Annotated in this window: 19 protein-coding genes and 1 pseudogene; 1 reads left to right on the forward strand and 19 read right to left on the reverse strand. The window is 67.9% G+C overall.

Annotated features, from left to right (window positions below; genetic code table 11):
- Positions 1–54: 54 nt before the first annotated feature.
- The 19 genes and pseudogenes from LLH23_19795 to LLH23_19885 form a co-directional block, all read right to left on the reverse strand.
- A complete protein-coding gene (locus LLH23_19795; GenBank protein ID MCE5240711.1) occupies positions 55–1,614 on the reverse strand; it encodes a glycoside hydrolase family 32 protein in 1,560 nt (519 codons plus the stop codon).
- Between the two features lie 27 nt (positions 1,615–1,641).
- Positions 1,642–4,119 (reverse strand): hypothetical protein, encoded by a 2,478-nt coding sequence (locus LLH23_19800; protein ID MCE5240712.1) that lies wholly within the window; start codon positions 4,117–4,119, stop codon positions 1,642–1,644.
- Between the two features lie 30 nt (positions 4,120–4,149).
- Positions 4,150–4,629, reverse strand: coding sequence for a hypothetical protein (locus LLH23_19805; GenBank protein MCE5240713.1), 480 nt, complete (start codon positions 4,627–4,629; stop codon positions 4,150–4,152).
- Positions 4,622–4,767: pseudogene (locus LLH23_19810) on the reverse strand (prepilin-type N-terminal cleavage/methylation domain-containing protein). The gene LLH23_19805 and the pseudogene LLH23_19810 overlap by 8 nt, the downstream one beginning before the upstream one ends.
- A 21-nt stretch (positions 4,768–4,788) precedes the next feature.
- A complete protein-coding gene (locus LLH23_19815; protein MCE5240714.1) occupies positions 4,789–6,810 on the reverse strand; it encodes a hypothetical protein in 2,022 nt (673 codons plus the stop codon).
- Between the two features lie 15 nt (positions 6,811–6,825).
- A complete protein-coding gene (locus LLH23_19820; protein ID MCE5240715.1) occupies positions 6,826–7,473 on the reverse strand; it encodes a prepilin-type N-terminal cleavage/methylation domain-containing protein in 648 nt (215 codons plus the stop codon).
- A 34-nt stretch (positions 7,474–7,507) separates the two neighbouring features.
- On the reverse strand, positions 7,508–8,443 hold the full coding sequence (locus tag LLH23_19825) for a hypothetical protein (protein MCE5240716.1): 936 nt from the start codon (positions 8,441–8,443) through the stop codon (positions 7,508–7,510).
- A gap of 37 nt (positions 8,444–8,480) precedes the next feature.
- A complete protein-coding gene (locus tag LLH23_19830) occupies positions 8,481–9,128 on the reverse strand; it encodes a cyclase family protein (GenBank protein ID MCE5240717.1) in 648 nt (215 codons plus the stop codon).
- Positions 9,125–9,493, reverse strand: a complete 369-nt coding sequence (locus LLH23_19835; GenBank protein MCE5240718.1) for a hypothetical protein — start codon at positions 9,491–9,493, stop codon at positions 9,125–9,127. Before LLH23_19835 ends, LLH23_19830 begins: the two co-directional genes overlap by 4 nt.
- Positions 9,494–9,515: 22 nt before the next feature.
- Positions 9,516–10,508 (reverse strand): thiamine pyrophosphate-dependent dehydrogenase E1 component subunit alpha, encoded by a 993-nt coding sequence (locus LLH23_19840; GenBank protein ID MCE5240719.1) that lies wholly within the window; start codon positions 10,506–10,508, stop codon positions 9,516–9,518.
- Positions 10,474–10,881 (reverse strand): HEPN domain-containing protein, encoded by a 408-nt coding sequence (locus LLH23_19845; GenBank protein ID MCE5240720.1) that lies wholly within the window; start codon positions 10,879–10,881, stop codon positions 10,474–10,476. The genes LLH23_19840 and LLH23_19845 overlap by 35 nt, the downstream gene beginning before the upstream one ends.
- Entirely contained in the window at positions 10,874–11,200 is a 327-nt protein-coding gene (locus tag LLH23_19850) for a nucleotidyltransferase domain-containing protein (protein MCE5240721.1), read from the reverse strand. Before LLH23_19850 ends, LLH23_19845 begins: the two co-directional genes overlap by 8 nt.
- Positions 11,201–11,558: 358 nt before the next feature.
- A complete protein-coding gene (locus LLH23_19855) occupies positions 11,559–12,620 on the reverse strand; it encodes a Gfo/Idh/MocA family oxidoreductase (GenBank protein ID MCE5240722.1) in 1,062 nt (353 codons plus the stop codon).
- A 60-nt stretch (positions 12,621–12,680) separates the two neighbouring features.
- Positions 12,681–14,021, reverse strand: coding sequence for a hypothetical protein (locus tag LLH23_19860; protein ID MCE5240723.1), 1,341 nt, complete (start codon positions 14,019–14,021; stop codon positions 12,681–12,683).
- 68 nt (positions 14,022–14,089) lie between these two features.
- Positions 14,090–14,527 (reverse strand): HEPN domain-containing protein, encoded by a 438-nt coding sequence (locus tag LLH23_19865; GenBank protein MCE5240724.1) that lies wholly within the window; start codon positions 14,525–14,527, stop codon positions 14,090–14,092.
- Complete coding sequence (locus LLH23_19870; GenBank protein ID MCE5240725.1) at positions 14,511–14,855, reverse strand: nucleotidyltransferase domain-containing protein; 345 nt, start codon at positions 14,853–14,855, stop codon at positions 14,511–14,513. The genes LLH23_19865 and LLH23_19870 overlap by 17 nt, the downstream gene beginning before the upstream one ends.
- An 8-nt stretch (positions 14,856–14,863) precedes the next feature.
- Positions 14,864–16,345 (reverse strand): trimethylamine methyltransferase family protein, encoded by a 1,482-nt coding sequence (locus LLH23_19875; GenBank protein MCE5240726.1) that lies wholly within the window; start codon positions 16,343–16,345, stop codon positions 14,864–14,866.
- A 67-nt stretch (positions 16,346–16,412) separates the two neighbouring features.
- Complete coding sequence (locus LLH23_19880; GenBank protein MCE5240727.1) at positions 16,413–17,873, reverse strand: hypothetical protein; 1,461 nt, start codon at positions 17,871–17,873, stop codon at positions 16,413–16,415.
- Between the two features lie 51 nt (positions 17,874–17,924).
- The gene (locus tag LLH23_19885; protein ID MCE5240728.1) at positions 17,925–18,560 is read right to left on the reverse strand and encodes a DUF1559 domain-containing protein; all 636 of its coding nucleotides are present in this window, start codon (positions 18,558–18,560) and stop codon (positions 17,925–17,927) included.
- Between the two features lie 193 nt (positions 18,561–18,753).
- Between LLH23_19885 and LLH23_19890 the strand changes: the two genes are divergently transcribed.
- Positions 18,754–19,845 (forward strand): hypothetical protein, encoded by a 1,092-nt coding sequence (locus tag LLH23_19890; GenBank protein ID MCE5240729.1) that lies wholly within the window; start codon positions 18,754–18,756, stop codon positions 19,843–19,845.
- Positions 19,846–19,907: the final 62 nt, after the last annotated feature.

Here is a 19,907-nt window from a genome sequence, read left to right on the forward strand (position 1 = left end):
GGGGGGCCCCACGACTGGTGCGGGGCCCGCCGCACACGACGCGGCACCCACGACCTATTGCCAGATCGGCTTCAGCTCATTCACGGTCACCGAGACCGTCGCCTGCCCGCCACGGGCAAAGACTTCGAGGCCGTGCAAGCTGTCGCTGGGGATGATGCCCACGGGTATGTAGACCTGCCCGTCGCCGCCGAAGATCTCAATGGAGGCGCGGTCCACGATCAGGCGCAGCGTCAGCGTGTCGCCACTCAACTCCAGCGGCGCAGTGCAGCCCAGACACGCAAGCTGCCTGTTGCCGGCGTGGTAGGTCACCGGGATGCCGCGCACGTGGAACCCAACCTGGCTTGCGCCCTGCAGCGCGAACTCGGCGGTCACGTCGAACAGGTCGCCCGCCATGTCGGCCAGAGGGTTGGCGCCGCGCAGTCGCACGTCCGCGAAGCGATGGCTCGGGCCGTGCAGGCTCGCGACCTCGCGGACCGGCTGCGCGCGCAGGCGCGGGCCGTCGGGGGTGCTGTGCAGCGTCAGCTCGGCCGGGAGAGTCATCATCTGGTTGCAGGGCATCCCCGGCAGCTCGACGCGCCCCCAGCCGATCACGACACGGCGGCCGTCGGGGACGTCGTTGAAGGTCTGCGAGGCATAGAAGCAGTTGCCGCGATGCAGCGGCTGCGGGTCGGTCTCGGGCGTGAAGGTCGTCCCGTCGAAGCGCCCGACCAGATACAGCCCATTCCCGCCGTAGAAGACCCAGCGCACGTCGTCCGCGTCGCCGTCCAGCGGCAGGGGGAAGAACTCGGGGCACTCGCTGCTGCCCGCGACATGCACGTCGCACAGCCTCTCCCACTGCTTCAGGTCCGGCGAGGCGAAGAGGGCGAAGTCGTGCTGCTCCAGGTACAGCGCCATGACCCACTTGCGGTCCGGCTCATACCAGATGACCTTCGGGTCGCGGTTGCTGCCGGCGAGGTGCGGCAGAACCGGGTTGCCGCCGTACCTGGTGAACGTGCGGCCCCGGTCGTTGCTGTAGGCGAGGCACTGGGTGAAGGGGTCGCCGGCGGCGGTGTACATGCACACGAGCGGCGGCTCGTCTCCGGTCTGGAAGCCCGTGGTGTTGTGATGGTCCACGACCGCCGAGCCCGAGAAGCACGTGCCGAGCGCATCGGGGTAGAGGGCGACCGGCAGTTCGCGCCAGTGGATCATGTCGGGGCTGACCGCGTGTCCCCAGTGCATGTTGCCCCAGCCCCAGCCGTACGGGTTGTGCTGGTAGAACAGGTGGTACTCTCCGGCGTGGTACACCAGACCGTTGGGGTCGTTGAGCCAGCCCCGCCGCGAGGAGAAGTGGACCTGTGGGCGGTAGGCTTCGCGGTAGAGGTCGTCGGCGTCGCGCAGGTCGTCGTCGTTGGTGATGGCTTGCAGGTCGGGCGCGGGCGCGCCAGCGTTGATCGTCGCGGTGCGGCCGACGAACTCGCCGACGTCCATGAAGGCCCAGAAGTCGGGCTGCTCAGCGGATAGCTCTAGGTCAAACGTGCGGGTCAGGCCGTCGGCGATGGCGACGGTCAGCCGCTGCATGGCGGCCCCGCGACGGACGGGGAAGCTCAGGTATTGCTTGCCGAGGGTCAGCTCCATACTGCGTTGTCTTGGTCTCCTGTGAGGCTAGCGCACTCGCTCCAGGATCACGATCTCACCCTTGCCGAGCGTGACCGGGTACACCAGCTTGCCCGCCACCGTCTTCGGCTTCAGCTGAAGCGGCGTCTCCTGCCCGTCGGCGCTGTAGTGGAAGGCCTTCACGCCGCTGCGGTCGCCCCAGCCGAAGTCGCCGCTCTGGGTGGTGATGATCCGCTCCTCGCCCACCAGCCAGCCGCCGTGCAGCTCGCGCGGGGTGAAGGGGAACATGCGGTTGACGCAGCCGTACGGGTAGCCCTCGGCCGGAACGCCATAGTAGTAGTACAGCGCGCCATGCTGCAGGTTGGCGATGATGTCCTCCATCAGGCGCCGGGGGGTGCGGTCGTTCTCGGCGATCTGGTACCAGGGATAGCCCAGCGCGATGGGGGTATACAGGTGGGTCTCGCGGTCCGAGCCCTGACCGCCGCCGGTTTCGACAAAGCGATTGATGCGCACCTTCCGCATGTTCGCGGTGGCGGGTTCGGTGTTGGCGACCACTACGCCGCCGGCGGCCTGGATGGCCTCGATGACGGCCTGCTGCGCCGGCGGCGACACGAGCCCGGCGTCGGTGAGCTTCGCCACGATGCGGTGGGTCTTCTCGCCCAACTCCACGGTGTGCCCGTCCCAACGGTCATAGCTGTAGCGGGCCCAGCCGCGGCTGAAGGCGTAGCTGAAGCAGTCAATGTACATGCCATTGGCGCCACAGTCGGCCATGGCGAACTTCACGTCATCGAGCAGGTACTTGCCCCAGCTGTTCTCCACCGTGGGGTAGCGCCACACCAGCCGGTAGCCCGCGGCCCAATCCGTCTTGCCGATGTAGTTGGGGCCATAGCCCAGGTCGAAGCACACCTTGCCCTCGCGATTGACCATCATGGCGTCGCGGTACGGGTCGGCGTCCACACGGTCCTGGTGGACGCGGCTCTCCAGCGGCGGCTCCATCATCAGCAGGCACTTGGTCTGGGGGCTGGCCTGCCGGACGCGTGCCTGGGCCTCGCGCCACCACTGCTTGTGCTGCTGGCGGTCGTAGGGGTACTGGTAGTTCGTCCACGGGTGCATGGCGCCGAGGGTGACGCGCCGGGGGTTGAAGCGCGGGGCGAGGGCCTCGGGCGTCTCCTTCGACAGCCCCGAGCAGTGGCCGATGAACGCGAACGGGCCGTCCACGGTGAAGTTGACATCCCAGTCGCGCCGCACCTGGTTGATGAAGGCCCAGTAGTCGGTGGAGGTGGAGGGATAGAGCGTCCAACTCAGCGTGTAGCTGCCGCCTTTGGGCAGGCCGAAGTTGCTGGTGAAAGCGCTGGCGACGCGGCGGCTGTCACGCAGGCGCAGTTGCAGCCGCAGCAGGTCGTCTTCGGCCAGCCAGCCCAGCCCGCTGGCCTTCTGGGCGGCGAAGAGCGTGGGGTTCGGCGCGGCGGTGTCCACGTAGCTCAGGGCCCGATCGCCCGCCAGGCGGAGGTCGTCCAGCGGGCCCCCGGCGGTGAGGTCGTAGGAGATGGCGGCGCCGAGGTCGTCGCCGCTGAGGTTGTCAATGCGGTCGGTGACGCGCAGGCGCGGGCCGTCGGGCTTGAGGGTGCGGGTCAGGCGGTAGAACTTGCCGGCCGCGACCACCTGGCCGCCCGTCTTGTCCAGCTTGCGGCTGAGGATCTTCCATTCCTGGGGCGGCTCGGACTTCAGCCGGTCGGCACAGCCCAGCCAGTTCAGTTCCCCCTCCGGCCAGGTGAGGGAGGTCTCGAGTACGTAGTGCTCTCTGCCGACCTGTACCGCCAGGCCGCCCTCGGGTGTGAGGGTGACCTTGCCGCCGGCCATGGCGGCAGTCGTGCCGGCGGGCAACGGCCGGACGCCCTCGGCCTCACGCTGTGCCCGGACGGTAGCCGGCAGGTAGCCCAGGCTCAGGTCGCCGATGACGAGGTCGTGCTCCTGGTTGCCGAACCACACGGGTTGGGCGATGTTGGTGATCCGAATGACGTTGGCGGCCTCGGGGTTGATGAGGTCGCCGACGTCCAGGACATACCAGAAGGTCTCTGTGCCATCGGCGGCTACGCGGTGGTCGAACTGCTGGAAGTCGGGGGCGAAGATGACGCAGAGCTGGTTCTCGCGGAAGAGCACGTAATCCTGCTCATAGCCGGCCGGCGCCCAGTTCGGGTCGCGGTTGAGGATGCGCTCGGGGCCGCGGCGGGCGCCGCCGAGGGTGCGGTACACCTTCTGCCCGTTGATCTCCAGGGCCAGGAACTTGTTCCAGCCGCTGTTGGGCGGGCAATCTAGACGAGCCTGCAGCCGCAAGACGACCAGTTGCCCGGCTTTGCCCGGCACGCCCGGCGCGGTGATCTCAATCATCCGCTTCATCGGCACGCGTAGCGGCAGGCTCTCGTGGGTCCAGGCGACCTGGACCCTCTCCCGGAGCGACGGATCGGCGGCGCGAGCACTCGCGCCGCCGAGGAGACAGCAGACGACCAGCAGTAGCCGCCCGTTCATGCCGGGGGCCTCCCTCTGGTGGACACATGGCTACAGGCCGTTGTGCCCCCACATGACTGTGTTCGCGTTGATGTTCGTCTGGGCCAGCCACTTGGCGTGGCCGTCCATGAAAGCGCAGTTCGCCCCGTTGTTATGCCGCTGCGAGGCGGGGCTGTAGGGCGGCATGCAACTGATGCCGCAGCCGGTGCAGGCCGCGCACTGGGAGCAGTAGTGCGACCACGGCCGCTCGGCGTCCACCGACATCAGGATCTCCGACGGCCGCTGGAACTCGGCGAGCCGGTGCTGCGCCGCCCCACCCTCCAGCCAGATGTGACGCATCGGCAAGGCATAGCCGTAGGCCCCCGACGACCAGCCGGTGGAGCCCATGCTCGGGCACTTGTAGAGCTGGTAGCTCTTCAGGTAGGGCTGGATGTCATAGAACCACCAGTAGCGGGTGGCGCCCACATCCTTGTAGACGTGCGGGAGACTCTCATCATAGTCCTGCACGTACGACATCATACCGAGGGCCAGTTGCTTGAGGTTCGACAGACAGCTCGTCTGCCGGGCCTTTTCGCGCGCCTTGGCAAAGACGGGGAAGAGAATGGCGGCCAGGATCGCGATGATGGCAATGACGACAAGAAGCTCAATCAGCGTGAAACCTTTGCGCATGTTACACCTCGCCATGGCTGGTCAGCGGACCTCAAGGTCCGTCATTGCGGTGGCCGGGTTGTAGACTGCGTGGTAGGTCTTGTCTTCTAGTTTCGCCGTGAATCCCGTCTTCCCCTCCAGACGGCGCACGTCCGTGAAGCCCAGCGCGGCCGCCGGCGACACCTCCACCAGGCTGAAGTGGTGCGTTCCGGCGGCGATGGCATGCATCTCCGGCAGCTTCAGCGTCGCCTGCTGCGCCTCGGTGGGCTGCTGGGCGGTGTTCTCGGGGGAGCGGTCCATGTCGGACAGGCTCAGTTGCCAGTCGCGCCGGTCGGCCTCGCCCTGGCAGTAGCGCCGCATGCGCTCCGTGATCGTGAAGGGCAGGTCGGTGGCCCAGACGCGGAAGCGCAGGTCGCCGCAGCGCCACGTCCCGTCGGGCTGCTGCTGCGCGTCGGCGTCCCTGGGGATGATGAACCGGAACTGGTGGCACAGCTCCCGGGCCTCGCCGGGGGCGGTGGCGGTGCTCTCGAGCAGGCCGACCATGCCCTGCGGGGTCATCAGCCACAGCTCGACCATCCGCCAGGGCGCCTCGGGCTGGGTCTCCTGCCAGGTCGCGGCGGTCAGGGCCGGGGCGTAGGCCGTGCCCAGGGCGAGGGCCTCACCCACCTGCTGGTGGGTGAACTGCGCGCCATAGCGGCCGAGGGTGCCATGGTCCGGCTCCGTCCGCCAGGGCTTCTCCAGCGGCCAGACGCGGACGTAGGGCCGCGCCAGGTGCAGGGCGCTGAAGCCCCCCAGGTCGTCGGCCACGCGCATGGCGCTGGCGCGGGTGTAGGTGAAGCTGCCGGTGGTGAAGGTGCTCGACCAGCGGCCATAGCGCAGCCGCGCCCCGCGGATGTCGGAGTCGAGCATGGTGTAGTCGTCTCGCAGCGGCTGCTCCGCGGCCCCCTGCAGCGCCATCTGCTGGTAGGCATGGGCGCCCAGGAACAGGTCCATGCGGTCGTGGCTGATGTTGCGCCGGGCCATCTCGCCGGCGAGGGCGGCGTTCTCGCCGTCGCCGGTCACGGCCGCCACCATGGCGATGTGCAGCGGCCAGAACGTGCGCCACTGGTCCTTCCACCAGATGTCCGGTCCGCCGTTGAAGAGGCCGGGCCACTCGAGGTTCAGCGGGTAGTACGGGATGGACCGGCGGAAGATGTCGGCGGCTTCCCGGCTCCCCGTCGCCCACCAGTACAGGTACAGACCCCGCAGGTTCATGGCGTGGTAGTACATCATCTCATATTCGCAGTGGCCCTCGCCGTAGACCTTGAAGCGGTACGGGAACATGCCGTTGGGGAGTTGGTCGCGCCCGAGGGTGTGGATGATGCGGTACGCCATCTGCAGGTACTTGCGCTCGCCGGTGAGCAGCCAGCCGTGGATGTAGACGGCCATGGGGTGCGTGATGGGGTTGATGTAGGTCTCGCAGTCACCCATCAGCTTGTTGAAGGCCTCGGGCGTCGTGTTGGTCTCGGTGTTCGCCAGCACGATACGGCGCAAGTTCGCGATCCGGTCGGCCCCGAGCTTCGCCTGCAGCTCCGGCCGGGCCTCGATCTCCAGCAGCGGCAGCGTGTAGTCCGCGAAGCCCCACGTGTCGAGCCGCTCGGGCTGCCACTTTTCGGCCCGCTTGGGGTCCTCGGGTCTGGTCGTGAGTGTCTTGAAGAGGGTGTCGAGCCACACCTGGCTCATCTGCACGAGGCGCTCATCGCCGTGGAACTTGCTGTCCGGTGACAGGTACCCCCACACGGCCCAGGACAGGAAGGCGCTGCAGTCCTCCCACTTGCTCTGCGCGGCCGTCCGCTGCAGCGTGTTGTTGACGGCGTTGCCCAGGAAGAAGTCGCACCAGGCCGCGCCGGCGTTGGGCCGCCCCTCGGGCGTGCGCGCCTGCTCGTCAAGGAACGTCTTGTGCCAGGGCTTATCGGGGAGGGGTTCGGCCGGGGTCACGAACTGGTAGGTCGCCGGCGGGGCCTGCGCCAGGCAGGCCCCACCGATGAAAGCAGCCAGCACAACCGACAGGCGGTACGGGCGCATCGAGGCCTCCGGGGATCAGCGAGTGGTATGCCCCCACATGTCCCCGTCGTTGGCCAGGATGTAGGTCTTGCTGCGCCACTTGGCGTGACCGTCGGCGAAGACACAGTTGCCGCCGTCGTTGTGGCGGCTGGAGATCCCGTACTGGTAGACGTCGTTCCACGACGGCGGATAGCCGGCGTGCCCGGCCGGACACCAGGCCACGGGGTTGCCGCCGTTGCCCTCGACGCCGCCCGTCCGTGCGCCGTTCTGCGCGTCACAGAACAGCATCTTCTCGGCGGGCATGGTCAGTTGCGCCAGAGAGATGGCCGCGGCGCCCCAGTTCAGGTCAATGATGAGGTGCAGGATGTTGGCCCCCATGCCCTGCGTCGTCCCTGTCTGGCTGGGGCAGATCCACACCTGGTCGTTCTTGATGTAGGGGTTGAGCATCTCCCACACGGGATGCCACACGTTGGCCGGGCTCTGGGTGCAGTAGCCGACCAGCTTCTCGTCGTAGTCGGCCGAGTACTGGATGACGGCGAGGGCCAATTGCTTGCAGTTGGACAGACAGGCCGTCTGGCGCGCCTTCTCCCGCGCCTTGGCGAACACCGGGAACAGGATCGCCGCCAGGATGGCGATGATGGCGATCACGACCAGTAACTCGATCAGCGTGAAACCTCTGCGCATCAACGGGACCTCCTTCAGTACGAGACGATGACCGTCATGGTTTGTGTGTCAGCTTCCACACATCATTCATCAGCGGCCACGAGTTTCCTGCCACGACCCACAGGCTGTCGCCATAGACGTAGATCGTCGGTTCGTGACGGCCGCTCCACATCGGGTCGGATCTGGCCTCCGTCCAGTTGACCCCGTCGGCGGTGTACCAGCTCTCCGCGAAGTTCTTGCTCTCGCGGTTGGAGAAGCCGCCGATGATCCAGAGCCTCCCGGCGTACTCCCGCGCCACAAACCACATGCGCTCGGCCCATGGGGCGTGCTCGGCCACGCGCGTCCAGGTCACGCCGTCGGGCGAGGACCAGACATCGTTGTAGGTCGTGAACTTCGGGTAGTGTTTCTCGGGGGGGTCGCTTGGTGTCTGGATGCAGCCGCCGCAGAGCCAGAGCTTGCTGTCGAAGACAGCGACGGCCGAACCGTAGCGGCTGCCGAAGGGCGCCTCGGGGAGCACGCAGTTCCAGGTGACGCCATCGCTGGAGTTCCATACATCGCGGCCGGAACCCAACTGCCAGATCTTGTCCTGGAAGACGACGCACTCGCCGTAGCCGCGCGCGCGGAAGGGCGTCTTGTCCAGCACCTGGGTCCAGCTCACGCCATCACTACTGTTCCAGACGCTGCTCTTGATGGCCCACAGCTTGTCCTGGAAGACGACCATCTCGGCGTAGCCATCGTAGGGCGTCTGGTCCAGCACCTTCGTCCAGGTGACGCCATCGGACGAGTTCCACAGGTCGCGCACGAGCGTGCCGCCGGCGTGGTAGGCGTTGCTGATCCACATCTTCCCCTGGAAGACGGCGTCCTCGGCGGTGTCGCGCGGGGTGAAGGTGGCGTGTTCGGCGACGAGCTGCCAGCCGGTGGTGTTGAGCGGTTGGGCCATGGCGAGAGCACCTACCCCTGTCAGAATGACGATCAGAACGGTTCGGAGCATGGCAGTAGCCTCCGGTGGAGGAGTGTCCGGCGGCGCCTCAGGTCAGCGCCAGCGCGCGGCATGGCGCGGCGCTGCTGCCGGCGAGCTTGAGCGGTGAGCAGTACAGTGTTACCGTCGGCGGCAGAACGCCCAGCCCGACCAGCGGGCACAGGATCATCCCGCCACCACGGAAGAACGTGCCCAGGAAGGGCATGGCGGCGTCCTGGGGGTGGTCGTAGGAGAGCATGTCGCCGCCCAGAATGGCCGGACGGTGATCGAGCAGCCACGTCTGCAGCTCGGGCGAGAAGTAGGGACTGCTGTGGTAGTAGTCGGCGGCGTGCAGATGGTTGTCCCAGCCGCAGTGCAGCAGGATCGCGTCCTCGTCAGGGCGGAAGCCGGGTAGAGCGGCGGCGGGAGCGGGCAGAGGCGACGGCGAACCGGCTGCCGGCCGGCCCTGCCCGACACCCACGACGAAGGCGCGGGTGATGAACTTCTCTGGCGGCACCCGATCGAGCGTCGGCATGTCGGGGTACAGGTGCGCGGCGGTTTCCAGGTAGGTCGTGCCGTTCAGCACCATCAGCGCCACCTGGTGGGACACCCAGCCGGCGTCGTACGAGCCGACCTGCTGCAGCGACACCGGGATCGTACCGGCTTCATGGTACCAGTCGGTGCCCTCGGTGACGGGGACGGAGAGGTCGTGGATCATGAGGAGTCCTCGGGCGGGCGCGTCCTCAGGCGTCGGTACTCCTGCGCGACGGCCCAGCCACAGCCGCACGCCACCAGCAGGCACGCCAGGCCGATCAACAGAGGCGCAGCCACGAGGCTGCTGCCGGGATGCTGGCGCGCCACCTGCGCCCCCACCCAGGCCATGACGCCCGCGCCCAGCAAGCCCAGGAGCGACAGCGCAGTGCACAGCACGATCAGCAGCAGGCCCTCGATGCGAGCCTCGGCGACGGTCGCCGGGTGGGGGCGCCAGGGAAACCGCAGCAGGCGGCCGTAGACAGCCGCCGTTGCCGCCACAAAGACCAGCATGCCGAACACCATGCCCAGGATGATCAGGCCCACAGACACTGCGCTCGCGCTCCCGTTCAGGCTACGCCCACAGCACCTGCGCCACGGTGGCCGGGTCGGGCCACGGGCTGTCCAGTGCGAACTGCGCCGCCGCCGCCAGCGTCGCCTCGACCTCGGCCCGGACCGAGGCGATCTCGTCCACCGTCAGCCACGCCTCGTCTTGCAGGCGCTGCTCGAACTGCGCAATGGGGTCTTTGGCCGCCCACCTGTCCAACTCGCCCTGGTCGCGCGTCTCGCGGATGACCATGCAGTGGGGCTTCATGCGGTAGGTCTTGGCCTCCAGCAGGAACGGCCCCCGGCCTGAGCGGGCGTGCGCGACAGCCTCCTGCGCCAACTCGTGCACCGCCAGCACGTCATTACCCTCCACGGTCCTCCCCGGCGCGCCGTAGCCATGGGCCAACTCGGCGATGTCCGCGACCGGGCACGAGTCCGACACGGGCGTCGTGGCGGCGTAGCAGTTGTTCTCACACACGAACACAATGGGCAAGTCCCACAGGGCGGCGAGGTTGAACGACTCGTGGAAGGTGCCCTGCTTGCTGGCGCCATCGCCGAAGAAGCAGACGGCGATGGCGCCTGTCTCGCGGTACTGGGCCGAGAACGCCGCGCCAATGGCCAGCGGCAGGCCGCCGCCGACGATGCCGTTGCCCCCCAGCAGGCCCAGCTCCGGGGCGAAGATGTGCATCGAGCCGCCGTAGCCGTGGCTGTAGCCGGTCGAGCGACCGGCGAGTTCGGCCAGCATCCGCCCCGGATCAGCGCCCCGAGCGATGCAGTGCCCGTGGCCCCGATGGGTGCTCAGGATCATATCCTCGGGCTGTAGGGCCTGACACACGCCGACGGCCACAGCCTCCTGACCGTGGTAGGTGTGCAGCGCCCCCATGAACTGCCCGCTCTTCCAGGCGGCGAAGTACTGCTCGGTCGCCGTCTCCTCAAAGCGACGGATGGTAAGCATGAGGCGGAGCATGGTGCGGAGTTGGTCGTGGTCAGGGATCATGTCGCGCCTCACCTGTCTTGGCATGCACGATCTCCTGAGCCCAGGCCAAGGTTCGGCGGGCGATCTTCAGTGCTTGCTCGACCGCTTCTACGGTGGGAAACAGCTCGATGTCATACCGGATGCTTACGCCATAGTGCTGCAGGTTCTCCGCGAAACCGTCGAACTGGTCGGCCCCTACCTGCAGCGGCTGAGCCAGTCCGAGCAGGGCCGCGATGTCATGGGTGCGGGGGTAGTTGACGTCATGGCAGACCAGCACTGCCTTGATCGCCTTCTCTATCGCCTGCTGAGCGAGGAAGGCAACCACATTCAGTGACTCGGCCTCGCGCCTGAGCACCTCGGCTGCTCTGAGGTCGTGGCCTGCGAGCCTGAGCAGGTCCCGCGCTCGTTGCTCAGTCATGTGCATAGACGACCTTCCCCTCCTCCAGAGCGTGGCGGATGACGTGACCGGGCACGTCCCGCCACAGTTCGACCTCCTCCTCAGTCCACCAGAGCACGTCTTTGGGCGTCGTCAAGCCGCGCAGCGCGCGGTACACCGGCCTCATACGGCAAGTGGGCGGTTCGTCGGTGGGGCCGATCACCAACAGGTCCACGTCACTGTCCGGCCCTGCCTCGCCCCGCGCGTGGCTGCCGAACAGGATGATCTTGTCCGGATGCACGGCCTCGACGATGCGCCGCACAATCTCGTCAATGGCCTCATCCATGGCAGCTGCGCTCATCGCCGGCACCTCCTCGACTCCAGTATACCTCACGCGCGCCCGAACTTGCGCGCCAGGCAGACCAGGAACAGGGCTGTCGCGAACGCACCCATCAGCGACGCCGGGGTCGTCAGCGTCCGCAGGACGCTTGGCGATCCGCAGGATCGCGCCTCAGCCCGGCGCTTCAGCGCCGGGGGCTCAGCGGCCCCACTCTCCTCCCCTTGGCGAAGCCTTTGGCGTCCGCAGCCCCAAGAGGAGGGAGAGGGATGCTGCGCTTCCCCGGACGCTGAAGCGTCCGGCTGGGGGGCGGTGCTCCGCACCGCCAACCGTCCTGCGGACGGAGCGCCGCCGCCTGCCTCAGCCTGCACGTGCGCCGCGTCTAGTCCAACCTCACCTCAGCGCCGGCCGCCGAGCTTCGGTAGAGCGCATCCAGGATCGTCAGGACATCCAGGGACTGCTCGGCCGGGACGGGCGACGGCAGATCGTTGGCGACGCACTCGGCGAAGCGGATGCACTCCAGCGCGTGTGCCTCGGGGCCCTTGACCTCGTTCTGAAGCTGCACGTTGAAGTGCTGCTGGGTCCCGTTGTCGGTCCACAGCAGCTCGTTGCTGGGCCAGTGCGAGCCGCCCTTGTCGCCGTACAGCCACATCTGCATGTCCTCGCCGGGGCCGGACTTGTGGTTCAGCAGCCAGCTCACCTCGAGCACCAGCGTGCCGCCGCCCTCGAAGCGCACGAAGGCTGCCGCGAACTCCTCGACATCCCAGTCGGCCTGCGGGATGGGGCCGCCCCAGTTGCTGAAGGCGCCGGGGAGCTGGCTGAGCTTGTTCTGGGTGATGCCGCTGACCGCGACCGGCTTGGGGAAGCCCATCATGTAGAGAGTCAGGTCCAGGATGTGGACGCCGATGTCAATGCACGGGCCGCCGCCGGAGTGCTTCTTTTGGATGAAGCCGGGGCGGGTGGGCGCGCCGGTGCGGCGGAGCATCCAACTGCGCGCATGGTAGACCTCGCCGAGGCGGCCGGTGTCAATCTCGGCCTTGAGGGCCTGGGCGGTGGGGTTGAAGCGGAAGTGCTGGGCGGTCATCAGCAGCTTCTTGGCCTTGTTGCGGGCGCGGATCATCTTCTTGATGTCGGCGGGCTTGGGGGCCAGGGGCTTTTCACAGATGACGTGCTTGCCCGCTTCCAGCGCCGCGATGGTCAGCGGCGTGTGGTACATGTTGGGGGTGCAGATGTCAATGATGTCCAGGTCCTTGTCGGCGATGAGTTCCAGCGGGTCCACATACGTCTTCTCCACGCCGTGCTCAGCGGCGCGCTGCTTGAGGATGTCGGGGTTCAGGTCGCTGAAGGCGGCCATCTCCGCCAGCGGGCTCTGCTTCCAGCCCGGGAAGTGCGAGCCGGCGATGCCGCCGACACCGATTACGCCGACTTTGAGGGTCTTGGCCATGGGGTGGGTCCTTTCGTCACTCTCACAGGATATATGTGCGACAGGCGAGCAGACGCCCGCTCATGTTGCCTGCAGGATCCGATCGTGCAGCCGCTTCAGCCACTCCGCTTGCTGCTCCCACAGCGGTTGGCCGGGGAAGGCGTAGGTCGAAACCATGAAGCCCCAGTAGCCCGCCTGCAGCATGTGTTCCATGATGGTCTCGAAGTTCGCCCGGCCGACGGCCGAGGGCTCGAAGGCCGAGTGCGTCGGCGGCCAGCAGATGTAGCCCTCGTCGCACACCAGCGGCAGGTTCCGCTCGCGCGCGCGGCGGGCCATGCTGGCGATGGCGTTGCGCCAGAAGCCGCGCATCCGCTCCTCGTACTGCGGGTAGTGGGTGAATAGCCAATAGTCCCAGCGGTCCACGTCCATGTTCTGATACAGGTACAGCGGCGCCCACCACTGGTGGAACCAGTCGCAGCCGAAGTGCTGCTTGTACTCCTCCCACGGCGTGTGGTCCGGCTTCATCAGCCAGCGGTAGAGCGCACCCTCGCGCTCCAGCCGCGGGATCAGTTCGTCCAGGCCGTCGCTGCCGATCCCCAGCCCCAGCTCGCGGAACAGCGCTACCTGCACCCCCGCCGACCAGGCGTACAGGTGGTGGTCCAGGAGCTGCGTGTTGTCGGCGAGGCGGTCCAGGAAGTCGGCGGTCATGTTGGCGTCGAAGCCCTGCTCGGGGCAAGGCAGCGAGTAGTCGTCGGTGATGAGCAGGTCCGGGTGCCGCTCGCGCAGGAAGGCGATCTGCCGCTCCACGGCCGCCTTCAGCGCCGGCCGGCCGCCGGGCAGCCCCCGGCCGATCGAGTAGTCAATCTCATTGTGGAACTCGACGTAGGCGATGCGGTCGGCGAAGCCCTCGCCCTTGAGCACACCGAGCAGACGGTCTATCTGCATACCGGTGTACGGGAAGCGGTCGGGCACGGGGATGTCGAGGATCTCCTGGCGGATCGCGGGGTCGGCCAGCGACCCGAGCGTGTGCCCCGGCTGGTACTCCCAGCTCGTCAGCGCTACGTACACGTCGTACTTACGTGCCAGCGCGAACAGCTCCAGGATCCGGTCCAGCGCGTCCACCCGGTAGCCGCCGCGAGCCGTGGTCCCGGCGCCGTAGTCGCAGTAGCCCGGGTCGGCGACGCGGCCGATCTCGACGGGCCCCCGCCGCGTCCCGTCGGCCTTGAAGGCCCAGCTCCACAGCCCGTCAATGCGGATGGTGTTGAACCCCCGCGCCACGAGGTCAGCGAAGGCCTGCTCCAGGTCGTGGAAGCCCTCGCCGGGCTGCATGTCGGTGGCCCAGTAGCCGAACCAGAAGGCGATGGTGAGGCGCTCGGGCAGATGCCCGGGGATGGTCTCACGTCCGACGATGGGGGTGGCCATGGCCTGTGATCCCGTTACGACAGTAGTTCCGCCCGTACCCGTGTCAGCCAACCTGCGGCTGCTTGGGGCTACTCGTCTGTCTGCCCGGAGGTGTCGGGGGCCCGCTCTGCCTCTCCCCCGCCGGTCAGGACGATGCTTGCTGCCCAGTCGAAGATGCGTTGCGCGGTGGCAAGCGCCTGGTTGGCCGTCTCCTGGTCCGGGTACAGCGCCTCGTCGTAGCGCCCCCTGACGGCATACTCCATCAGGTCCTCAGCCGCGTCCTCGAAGGCGAGCACCTCTACGCGCAGCTTCGCGCTCAGGCCGATGAGCGTGCCGAGGTCGTGGGTGAAGGGGTACACGACCTCGTGCAGCGCGAGTACCGCCTTGAGGGACTTTTCGGCCGCCTGCTGGGCGTGGAAGCAGACCGTGTCGAGCGCTTCGCCGGTGGCGGCAACGGTGCGGCCCGCGAACAGGTCGTGCCCCGCCTTCTGCAGCAGCCCACGGCCGGCATCAAGCGGACTTTTCATAGAGCAGCCGCCCCTCCTGCAGGACTCGCCCGACCAGATGGCTGCGCACGCCCCGCCATTCATCCATCTCCTGCGGCGTATACCACACGACATCCTTCGGAAACAGGATGCCCCGCAGAGCCCTGAGAATGGGCTTCGTCCGCTTGCCCGGCGGGGTGTCCGAGGGCGCGATCACCATCAGGTCCAGATCGCTGTGCTCATTCGCTTCGCCCCGCGCGTAGCTGCCGAACAGGATGATCTTGTCCGGGTGGACCGCGTCCACGATCCGCGCGACGATCTCCTGCAGGATCTCCTCGACAGTCCGGTCGCCCTCGATGGTTGCACCCATGGGGTCACCTACCTTAGCTCCTCCCGCGCCCGCTCCACGAGCTTCTCCAACTCCCGCCGCTTGTTCTCGGGCAGGTCCGGGGCTTCCCAGGCCGCGACGTTCGCCCGCCAACGCTCCTCGCACGTGTCCAGAATGCGCTTCTCCGACATCGCTCCCGCCGCGCCGGCGGTGTCGGTCGGGAAGAGGTCGCTGCGCCACAGCTCCCGGTAGTGGGCCAGCGTGTGCTCGCTGGTCAGGAACTCCTGCTCCTGCGCCACGTGCTCGCAGAGCTGGTCGAAGATCAAGGTCTCGTCGCTGACCTCGATCTCATCCCGGAGGGCAAACTGCCCCTTGCGGATCTCCATGTCCAGGATGAACTGCGTCGGTGAACCCAGGCCCCCATTATCCAGCGTGCCCATGCCCGGGTAGGGAATGCCGGCCGCACCCAACACGCGCGCCGCGGCTGTGCCGCCATAGAAGTTCTCGTACACAGCCTGCAGGCCCGGCTGCTTGACCGTGGGCGAGAAGAACACCTCCACCCAGCAGTGCCCGCCCCAGCAGCGGTCGAACAGCTCCTTGACCCCCAGGTTGCACAGCACCGTGGCCGGGCCGATGGAGGCGGCGGTGGCGACCTTCATGTCCAGCACCGTGGAGATCATGCGGCCGGTCAGATCGCCCTCCGGGTCCAGGCAGAAGGCCGCGACGAGGCCCCCAAGCACCTCGGCGGCGCCCAGCACGATCGAGGCGGCGATCGTGACCGGCGAGGACACGCCGATGGTGGGCATGGAGCACATGTGGTACTTGCGTACCCCGGCGGCCTTGCGCGCCAGCATGTCCGCCGCCGAGCGATGGTCGAGGATCAGCGGCGAGGTGAGGCACTCGGAGCCCGCCAGGTAGCGGGCGTCCTTCGCCACGCCGGTCATGATCTCGCCGATCTCCACGAGGTACTTGATGACCGCCGGGTCAATGGCCTCGATGCCGTCCACCTTGGTGGTGTACTGCAGCGCGAGCACGAGCGACTCGATGCGCTCGGTGCCCCGGGGGACGTCCTGGCGGTACCAGGTGCTGATGTAGCCGATCTCCGGCGTGGCCTGTGCCAGCTTCTTCATGGTGATGAAGATGTCGGTGTCCACGGGGCGGCTGCAACCGGCGGGGTAATCGTAGCAGGTGGTGGGGCCGCAGTCGAAGGCGGACATCAGGAACTCGGACTGCATGCGTTCCCGTATGGCCTCCTTCTGTCCGGTCCACATCAGCCAGTGGGTCCAGTCAATCCCGCAGTAGGGGTGCAGGCTCTGGTCGTCATCGTCGAGCCACTGGTTCGGCGCGAGCTTGGCGACCAACTCGTCCACCAACCCGGCCGGGATGCGCACCCGCCCCGTCTGCGGGTGCAGCCTGCATCCGTGCGCCAGCATGATCTGGACCAGTTCATCGCTCTCGACGCGCAGACCGACCTCCGCCAGCATCCGGAGGGTGCGGTCGCGCAGTACGGTCACCTGGTCAGGGGTCAGCATGGGTGGCCTCCTTGCAGGGCACAGACCCCGCCCCGGCGACTTGGCGGAGCGAGTGCGGTTGCGGAGGCTATTCGCGTTGGGGTGGTGGGGCACCTGCGGCGGGGGGCGGCGGACCGGTGCCGACGCGCCGGAGCACCGCCCAGCCGGGCAAGTCCGGCCACTCCTCCAGCGCGTACCGGCCCTGGTCCCCCAGTGTCATCGGCTTGTCGGGCTCCCCGAGGAGGCACACCGTCGGCTGCACCGTGGCGATGGCCAGCGTCGCCCACTGGTTGCTGATCGTGCGGGCCATTGCGACGGCCATGAGCTGGCGCGGGGCTTTCCACACCAGCCCGTAGTAGTCCACGATGTGCCGGTCGAGGTTGTAGTAGCCCAGGTAGCCGATGTCGCCGACGAGGATGGTGTCCTGCGGCAGCGTATGACGCCCGAGCGCCCGGGCGAACTCCAGGCGGGGCTCCGGCATCCGCGCGCTGAGCAGCAGTGCCCGGTGGTGATGGGCGCGGCAACTGACCAGGAGCAGGAACGAGGCGATCACACAGACGGTCCAGAGGCGATGGTAGGGCTGCCGGCGGGGCGGCGCCGGGGCGTCCCACAGGCGCAGGGCCCCGTCGAGTACCGGGACCAGCATCAGCCCCACCGCCGCATCCAGCGGCGCGGCGTACCACGGGTACATCATCGGCCGCGCGAGCCCGTAGGCGGCGAGGAAGATGGCGCTGAAGCCCACGGGCAACGCCAGCCGCCGGTCGTGCCGCCACATCAGCACGGGCGCGGCGAGGGCGACGAGGAGGTAGCGCCGGGGGCCCAGGGCCGCCTCGAACATCCGCCACGGTGGCGCGAGCTGCGCCATGGGCGACCGCCCCTGTAGCACCTTCGCCACCACCGTATGCGGCAGCGGCGAGCCGAAGTACGCCACCGCGAAGCCGAACCACAGCGCGATGGGGCCGAGGCCGGCCGCCAGCGCCAGACGGGAGAGCTTGCCGGTCCGCCACAGCACCAGCCCGTACAGGGCCCACCACAGGAAGCCCTCGGGCCGTGTCAGCGCCGCCAGCGCCGCCACCAGCGCCCCCCAGGCGCAGCGGTTGCGCACGAGCAGCAGGACGCTGCCGAACATGAGCGCGATCAGCAGCGGCGCCTCCATGCCGCTGGCGCCGAGTTCGCCCTGGTAGGTGGACAGGCCCATGAGCGCCCCGCCCGCCACGGCGACCAGGAGGCTGCCTGTGGTGGCCAGGGCCACGGCCGCCAGCAGAGCCGCCCCCGCCGCCGAGGCCACGGTCGAGAGGGCCACTGCGGTGCGGGGAATGTCGGCGCCGGCCCGATGGGCCAGCGCCAGGAGGACGGTCAGCAGGGGGGTCGTCGTCCCCAACACCGGCTCGCCCCGGTTGTAGACGAACCCGCGGCCCTCCGCCAGGTTGGCGGCGTAGCGGTAGGTGATGAAGGCATCATCGGGGAGGGTGCAGCGGGTGGCCATCTGCACCCGCAGGGGCAGGACGCACAGAAAGACGGCGACCGGGACAAACCACGGTCGCCGCATGACCTGCCAGAGCCTCGATGGGGGTGCGGAGCCTGGCATGCCGGTGTGCCGCTACGGCGCAGTGCCTGACCAGTACTTGTTGTAGCCGGTGGTGGTGGTGCCGCAGGTCTCGGTGTTCACGGCCATGATCTTGGCGTGGCCGTCACAGAAGGCGACGTTCGCCATGTCATTGTGGGCGGGCCACAGGTGGCCGCGGCAGGCGCCCACGCTGTACATGCCGTTCACCATGCAGTTCAGGCTGACGACGGCGGTGTGGGACGAACTCTCACCGGCGCCGTCAGCGATCAGGAACTTCTCGGCCGGCCGCTGGATGGTGGCCATGTTGTAGCCCCAGTAGTTCACCGTCGGCGAATCGTTACTCGAGGTCGAGTACCGGTTGGGCGTGTTGTAGAACCTGGTGCTGGGACAGATGTAGCACTGTGTGTTCTTCACGTACGGCTGCACGACCGTGTACCACGGGAGGCGCAGGCCGCCGGTGTTGCCGGTCAGGAAGCCGGGAAACCACTCGTCATAGTCCTGGGCGTACTGCATGTATGCCAGGCCAAGCTGCTTCAGATTGGACAGACAACTCGCGGCTCGTGCCTTCTCGCGGGCCTTGGCGAAGACGGGGAAGAGGATCGCCGCCAGGATGGCGATGATAGCGATCACTACGAGCAACTCAATGAGGGTGAAACCTGAGCGTCGCATGACGTGACCTCCCGACCATTGTCGTAATGTCTACCCTCTTTCTTCCTTCGCCACTGGTTCCGGCGTCTCCTGCCGGTAGAGTCAGAAATGGCGACGGCCACATTCGCTGCCGCAGGTGTGGCAGGAGAGCGGCAGGTGTAGGGCGAAAGGGTACCAGTTCGCTGCTGGACAACTCGCGGAGGGTGTGCACACCATGCGACGAATGCTCTTCGTCTCCCTGCTTGCGCTCTGCCTGCTCATCGCCCCGGCTCTGGCCGCCGGTGGCAACACGTCTGGAGGCGCGCCCGTGAAGACCATCGCGGACCTCAAGCCTGACAACGAAGTCTGGGATACCTACATGGGCTGTCTCCGAGGCTGCCTGCGGTACCTTCACTCCGATGTGACCCCCGCCTGGCTCTATGGCGTCAGCGGCCATGCCTTCGGCCTCAACATTCATAAGCAGCTCTGCCCGAGCGGGCCGCACGTGTGGTCAGGCTGGGGGAGCCTCCAGGGGCATGAGGGCCTCCTGGGGCTGAAGATCGAGCGCGTCGGCCCGTGGTACAAGGGCTATGACGACGCGTACGAGGCCCACAAGAAGCTGGCGTGGGAACGCGCCCGGCAGGCGATTGACGCGGGTACGCCCGTGATCGGCTATGACCTCAACTGGGCCGAGTTCTACGTCGTGAGCGGCTATGACGACGTCGGCTACCACTACTGGAACACGAACTTCGGAGAGCTGAAGCAGGCGGGTCCGGTGGCGTGGGACAAGTACGGGGACGGCGGCGTCGTGCACATGATCGCGCTACAGGTCGTCGCCGCGCGGAAGCCCACGGGGACCGCGCGCCGGGCTGTGAAGGCGGCGCTGCAGTGGGCTGTGGACTTCGGCGCCCGCGGCGACGCGGATGACCCGCTGCGCCACGCCGACTACGCCTCCGGCCTGGCAGCCTACGACCAGTGGGTTGCCGCGCTGGACGACCCGAAGGCCTACGAGGGCGACGCCATCGGCGCGATGTACAATGCGCAGGTCTGGCGCGAGTGTCGCCACCAGGCGGTCGCCTTCTTGCAGGAGGCGCAGGACCGGCTTGGCGACCCCGCACTGGCCCCGCTCTTCGCTGACGCGCTCCAGCACTACCAGCGGGTCGAGCGCAAGCTCGGCCTGGTCTGCGACCAGTTCCCGTTCGAGGACGGCGCCAGGAAGGCCTCGCAGCCCGAGCGCCAGCAGCGGGCACAGCGGGCCCTGCGCGACGCGAAGCGCGCCGAGCAGAGCGGGCTGGAGGCGCTGGCGCAGATCGTCGCCAGGCTGTAGCGCCGACCTGCGGAAGTCCGCGCCATACTCAGAGGCAAGCTGTTGGGTGTCGCGCCGTGTGC

It is taken from the genome of bacterium, from assembly GCA_021372615.1.
Lineage (GTDB): Bacteria > Armatimonadota > Zipacnadia > Zipacnadales > UBA11051 > JAJFUB01.

Bases quoted from the DNA above. Each gene is read 5' to 3' on its own strand.
- LLH23_19815 (MCE5240714.1), bottom strand. From the start codon at position 6,810: ATGCGCCCGTACCGCCTGTCGGTTGTGCTGGCTGCTTTCATCGGTGGG.
- LLH23_19870 (MCE5240725.1), bottom strand. From the start codon at position 14,855: ATGGGTGCAACCATCGAGGGCGACCGGACTGTCGAGGAGATCCTGCAG.
- LLH23_19795 (MCE5240711.1), bottom strand. From the start codon at position 1,614: ATGGAGCTGACCCTCGGCAAGCAATACCTGAGCTTCCCCGTCCGTCGC.
- LLH23_19885 (MCE5240728.1), bottom strand. From the start codon at position 18,560: ATGCGACGCTCAGGTTTCACCCTCATTGAGTTGCTCGTAGTGATCGCT.
- LLH23_19875 (MCE5240726.1), bottom strand. From the start codon at position 16,345: ATGCTGACCCCTGACCAGGTGACCGTACTGCGCGACCGCACCCTCCGG.
- LLH23_19820 (MCE5240715.1), bottom strand. From the start codon at position 7,473: ATGCGCAGAGGTTTCACGCTGATCGAGTTACTGGTCGTGATCGCCATC.
- LLH23_19880 (MCE5240727.1), bottom strand. From the start codon at position 17,873: ATGCGGCGACCGTGGTTTGTCCCGGTCGCCGTCTTTCTGTGCGTCCTG.
- LLH23_19800 (MCE5240712.1), bottom strand. From the start codon at position 4,119: ATGAACGGGCGGCTACTGCTGGTCGTCTGCTGTCTCCTCGGCGGCGCG.
- LLH23_19840 (MCE5240719.1), bottom strand. From the start codon at position 10,508: ATGCCAAGACAGGTGAGGCGCGACATGATCCCTGACCACGACCAACTC.
- LLH23_19825 (MCE5240716.1), bottom strand. From the start codon at position 8,443: ATGCTCCGAACCGTTCTGATCGTCATTCTGACAGGGGTAGGTGCTCTC.
- LLH23_19860 (MCE5240723.1), bottom strand. From the start codon at position 14,021: ATGGCCACCCCCATCGTCGGACGTGAGACCATCCCCGGGCATCTGCCC.
- LLH23_19865 (MCE5240724.1), bottom strand. From the start codon at position 14,527: ATGAAAAGTCCGCTTGATGCCGGCCGTGGGCTGCTGCAGAAGGCGGGG.
- LLH23_19830 (MCE5240717.1), bottom strand. From the start codon at position 9,128: ATGATCCACGACCTCTCCGTCCCCGTCACCGAGGGCACCGACTGGTAC.
- LLH23_19850 (MCE5240721.1), bottom strand. From the start codon at position 11,200: ATGAGCGCAGCTGCCATGGATGAGGCCATTGACGAGATTGTGCGGCGC.
- LLH23_19855 (MCE5240722.1), bottom strand. From the start codon at position 12,620: ATGGCCAAGACCCTCAAAGTCGGCGTAATCGGTGTCGGCGGCATCGCC.
- LLH23_19845 (MCE5240720.1), bottom strand. From the start codon at position 10,881: ATGACTGAGCAACGAGCGCGGGACCTGCTCAGGCTCGCAGGCCACGAC.
- LLH23_19890 (MCE5240729.1), top strand. From the start codon at position 18,754: ATGCGACGAATGCTCTTCGTCTCCCTGCTTGCGCTCTGCCTGCTCATC.